A 4744-nucleotide genomic window follows, 5' to 3' on the forward strand; every position below is an offset into this window, starting at 1 on the left:
ATGCAGGAGCGCGGGCTCACCGACGCGGACGGCCCGGACTTCCTGGCCGGCGGCGCGGCGATCGACGGCTGGGTGCCGACGAGCCTGCGCGGCGAGCCGCGCACGGGCCTCGGCACGTGGACGGAAACCGAGATCGTGCAGTTCCTGAAGACGGGCCGCACGCTGCGCACGGCCGCGTTCGGCGGGATGACGGACGTGGTCGGCCACAGCATGCAGCACATGACCGACGACGACCTGAACGCGATCGCACGCTACCTGAAGACGCTGCCTCCGCGCGTGCAGGGTGAACAGCCCCACGTGTACGACGCGGCTGCCGCGAAGGCGCTGCAGGCCGGCGACGCGAGCAAGCCGGGCGCGGCCGTCTATCGCGACAACTGCACGGCCTGCCACCGCAGCGACGGCCACGGGTACACGCGCGTGTTCCCGGCGCTGGCCGGCAACCCGGTCGTGCAGGGCGACGATCCGACCTCGCTGATCCACGTCGTGCTGGAAGGCAGTGCACTGCAGGGCACGCGCACCGCGCCGTCGACGTTCACGATGCCGCCGTTCGGCTGGCGCCTGTCAGATCAGGAAGTCGCGGACGTGTCCAACTTCGTGCGCACGAGCTGGGGCAACACGGGGGCGCCGGTGACAGCCGCGCAGGTCGCGAAGGTGCGCAAGAGCGTGCCGTCGACCCGGCCCGAACCGCCGCCGGGCGCGCGGTTCCCGCAAGCGTCGCGTTGACGGGGCGGCGGGGCGCCAGCCCCGCCTGTCCGATGTGCTTCAAGGCGCCGCCGCATCCGCGCGGCGCCTTTCAATTCGCCGGGGTTGCACCCCGCAAAGGCGCGCCACCGCGTGAATTTTTCGCGGTGGCGCGCCATTTTTCCGCCTCATCCCTTATCCTTTCGTTCTTGAACCTTACTAAATAGTTACAAGAACTTCGGGAGGGGGGATGCCTCATGACGTCAGCCTGATTGCGTTGCTCGCGGCCGGTTTCGGTCTCGCGATGGTCTTCGGTTATTTCGCGTCGCTGTTGAAAATGCCGCCGCTCGTCGGCTATCTGCTTGCCGGGATCGTGATCGGCCCGGGCACGCCCGGCTTCGTCGGCGACCTGTCGCTCGCGCAGCAGCTTGCCGAAGTCGGCGTGATGCTGCTGATGTTCGGCGTCGGCCTGCATTTCTCGCTCGGCGATCTGCTCGCGGTGCGCAAGATCGCGCTGCCGGGCGCGATCGTCCAGATTACGGTGGCCACGCTGCTCGGCGGCGGGCTCGCGCTCACCTGGGGCTGGAGCGTCGGGGCGGCGCTCGTGTTCGGGCTCGCGCTGTCGGTTGCGAGTACCGTCGTGCTGCTGCGTGCGCTCGAAGGGCGCGGGCTGGTCGAGACGGTCAACGGGCGCATCGCGGTCGGCTGGCTCGTCGTCGAGGATCTCGTGATGGTGCTCGTGCTGGTGCTGCTGCCGCCCGTCGCGGGGCTGCTCGGCGGCACGCCGCCCGGCGACGCGCATGCGGCCGGCGGCAGCGTGTGGGGCACGCTCGGCGTCACGATGCTGAAGGTCGCCGCGTTCATCGCATTGATGCTGGTGGTCGGCAAGCGCGTGTTTCCGCGCATTCTGTGGCTCGTCGCGCGCACGGGCTCGCGCGAGCTGTTCACGCTGTGCATGATCGCGGCCGCGGTCGGCATCGCGTTCGGCGCGGCGAAGCTGTTCGACGTGTCGTTCGCGCTCGGCGCGTTCTTCGCCGGGATGATGATGCGCGAGTCGGAATTCAGCCGGCGCGCCGCTGACGAGACGCTGCCGCTGCGCGACGCGTTCTCGGTGCTGTTCTTCATCTCGGTCGGGATGCTGTTCGATCCGAAGATCCTGCTCGCGGAGCCGCTGCACGTGATCGAGGTCGCGGCGATCGTGGTGATCGGCAAGACGCTCGCGGCGGTCGCGCTCGTGATCGCGTTCCGCTATCCGCTGAATACCGCGCTGACGGTCGGCGCGGGTCTCGCGCAGATCGGCGAGTTCTCGTTCATCCTCGCCGGGCTCGGTCGTGCGCTCGGGCTGCTGTCGGCCGAGGGGCAGAGCCTGATTCTGGCCGTCGCGCTGATCTCGATCGCGATGAACACGCTGCTGTTCGCGATGATCGATCCGGCGCTCGTGTGGATCCGCAAGCATTCGGCGTTCGCGCGCAAGCTCGAGGCGCGCGACGATCCGCTCGCCGCGCTGCCGATGTCGACGCCGCAGACGCACCTGACCGGGCAGGTCGTGATTGTCGGCTACGGCAAGGTCGGCACGCGGATCGCACACGCGCTGGACGAGCGCGGCATCGCGTATGTCGTCGTCGAGCAGAATCGCGAACTCGTCGAGAAGCTGCGCGAGGACGGCATCGCGGCCGTGTCGGGCGACGCGATTGAACCGATCGTGCTCGTGCAGGCGCATATCGCGCGCGCCGGGATGCTGGTCGTCACGTTGCCCGACGTGTTCGACGTGCGGCAGATCGTCGAAATCTCGCGCACGCTCAACCCGTCGCTCGAGGTCGTGCTGTGCACGAACAGCGGCGACGAGGCCGCGCTGCTGTCGAACGAGGGCATCGGCACCGTGTTCATGGGCGAGACCGAACTTGCGCGCGGGATGACCGAGCACGTGCTCGGCAGGATGACGAAGCCGGTTGCGGCTGCTGCGCATTGACGGCGCGCGGCATCGCGCCGCGCACCGGGCAGGGCGCGGCGGCCCGGGCGGCCGCCGACCCCGCGTACTTCAGTTTCAGTAGAACGTCTCGAGCGTCAGTTCCTGTGCCATCACGCGATTGCCGGCCAGCAGGCCGCCATCGACGGGCAGCGCCACACCGGTGATGATGCGCGCGGCCGGCGAGCACAGGAACAGCGCGGCCTGCGCGACGTCGTCGGGCGTGGCGAAATCGTCGAGCGGATACCACTTTCTCAATGCCTCGAACACCTGCGGGTTGCGTTCCACGCGCGCTTCCCACGCAGGTGTCTTCACGGTGCCCGGCAGCACGATGTTCGCCCGCACGCCGTCGCGGCCGTATTCGATCGCGAGCGATTTCGTGTAGCTGATCAGCCCGGCCTTCGCCGCGCTGTACGCCGGATGCCCGAGCGCATGCACGCCGTTGACCGAACCGATGATCGCGATCGCGCCGCGCCCGCGTGCGCGCATGCCGGGCAGCACGGCTTCGACGCTCATGTAGGTGGCCGTCAGGTTCGCGTCGAGATCCGTGCGCCAGGTAGCGGGCGTCGTGTCGCGCAGCGTGGTCGACGCGGCCGTGCCCGCGTTCGCGACGAGGACGTCGACCGGCGGATGCGATTCGAGCAGCGAACCCAGCCGCTCGGCGTCGGTCAGGTCGTCGACGACCGGCGTCACGCGCGCGTCGCCGAGCGTATCGAGGAAGCGGTCGAGCGCCGCGCGGTCGCGATCGAGCGCGAGCACGTGGTCGCCGGTCGCGAGGAAGGTGCGGCACAGCGCCTGGCCGATGCCGCCGGCGGCGCCCGTCACGAGGGTGGTGCGTGTCATGTCGGCTCCTTGGGCGGGTTCACAGGCCGAGCGCGGCGCGCGCCTGCTTCTCGTTGTCGCGCGTGATCAGCGTGCCGGACGTCAGCACGAGTGGCGGCGGCGCCTGGTTCTTCGTGATCCAGTCATACATGTTGATGCTCGTCTGGTAGCCGTGCTGGCGCGGATTCAACAGGATCGAGCCGTAGAAGCCTGTCGGCTTCGGCTTCGCGAATTCGTTGAGCGCGACCTGGCTGCCGTTGATGCCGACCGCGACCATCGCGTCGGCGCCGATGCCGCGCCCCTCGGCGGCGCGTACCGCGCCGACCGTCGTGTCGTCGTTCGAGCCGAATGCCACCCAGCGCTTGAAATTCGCATGCTTGGTGAGCGCGATGTTCGCCGCGTTGAACGCGCCTTCGGTGTCGGCCGTCATTTCGGGTGCGTCGATCACGTTTGCAGCCGGAAAGCCGGCGGCCTTGAGCGCGTCCACCGCGCCGGTGGTGCGCTCCTTCGCGGTCGGCAACTGGTCGTACGCGATCCGGATGATGCCGACCTCGGCCGGATTCCAGCCACGCCGCTTCGTCTCGTCCGCGATCGCCTGGCCGACCTGCTGGCCGATCTTGTACGCGGAGATGCCCATGTGAGGCACGCCCTGGAGCGGCGCGCCGCGGCCGTCGACGAGCTGATCGTCGACCGACATCAGCTTGATGCCCGCGCGCTTCGCCTTGGCCGCGATGCCGGGGCCGAGCTTCACGTCGGGCGCGCAGATGATCACGCCTTGCGCCTTTTGCGCGGCGAGGCTGTCGAGCGCGGTCGATACCTTTTCGCCGCTCGGCGTCGCGATCTTGATCAGCGTGAAGTGCTTTTCCTTCGCCGCCTGTTCGGCGAAGCGCCATTCGTCCTGGAACCACGGATCGTCCGGCTGTTTGACGAGGAAGCCGATTTTCACGTCGGCGGGGTCGGCGGCATGGGCGGGTACCCCGCCGACCAGGGCCGCGCTCGCCATGGCCAGTGCGAGCGTCTTCCAGTGGAATCGCATGCGTGTCTCTCCTTTGTTGTAGTCGCGCACGCGGGCAGGGCTGCCCGACACGCGGAAAAATTGTAGGAGGAGGCAGCGGAAACGCTCAAATGATGCGCGGCGTTCCTAGAAAGTGGGACGGTGCCCGATGGCGGGAGGTGTGAGGCGGCGACGAGGCTGGCGGGGCGTGACACGCGCGCCGCGGGGGCGGCGCGTCGCGCTGGCTGCGTCGATCAGCCCGCCGCCGTGGTGACTTGCGC

Annotated in this window: 4 protein-coding genes; 2 read left to right on the forward strand and 2 right to left on the reverse strand. The window is 69.0% G+C overall.

The features are described 5' to 3' along the window. Together G3N93_RS34885 and G3N93_RS34890 are read left to right on the forward strand one after the other, a co-directional pair. On the forward strand, positions 1-723 hold a 723-nt coding region (locus G3N93_RS34885; RefSeq protein WP_206135004.1), incomplete at its 5' end, for a cytochrome c. 208 nt (positions 724-931) lie between these two features. Further along, entirely contained in the window at positions 932-2650 is a 1719-nt protein-coding gene (locus G3N93_RS34890) for a cation:proton antiporter (RefSeq protein WP_206135005.1), read from the forward strand. A 75-nt stretch (positions 2651-2725) separates the two neighbouring features. Here the strand turns inward: G3N93_RS34890 and G3N93_RS34895 are convergent, their stop codons facing one another. Both G3N93_RS34895 and G3N93_RS34900 read right to left on the reverse strand, forming a co-directional pair. Then, a complete protein-coding gene (locus G3N93_RS34895) occupies positions 2726-3490 on the reverse strand; it encodes an SDR family oxidoreductase (RefSeq protein WP_206135006.1) in 765 nt (254 codons plus the stop codon). Positions 3491-3509: 19 nt separating this feature from the next. After that, positions 3510-4505 (reverse strand): arabinose ABC transporter substrate-binding protein, encoded by a 996-nt coding sequence (locus tag G3N93_RS34900; protein WP_174935574.1) that lies wholly within the window; start codon positions 4503-4505, stop codon positions 3510-3512. Positions 4506-4744: the final 239 nt, after the last annotated feature.

This window comes from Burkholderia sp. Se-20378, assembly GCF_017104665.1.
Lineage (GTDB): Bacteria > Pseudomonadota > Gammaproteobacteria > Burkholderiales > Burkholderiaceae > Burkholderia > Burkholderia lata.

Coding starts and splice junctions, on each gene's coding strand:
- G3N93_RS34895 (WP_206135006.1), bottom strand. CDS start 3,490: ATGACACGCACCACCCTCGTGACGGGCGCCGCCGGCGGCATCGGCCAG.
- G3N93_RS34900 (WP_174935574.1), bottom strand. CDS start 4,505: ATGCGATTCCACTGGAAGACGCTCGCACTGGCCATGGCGAGCGCGGCC.
- G3N93_RS34890 (WP_206135005.1), top strand. CDS start 932: ATGCCTCATGACGTCAGCCTGATTGCGTTGCTCGCGGCCGGTTTCGGT.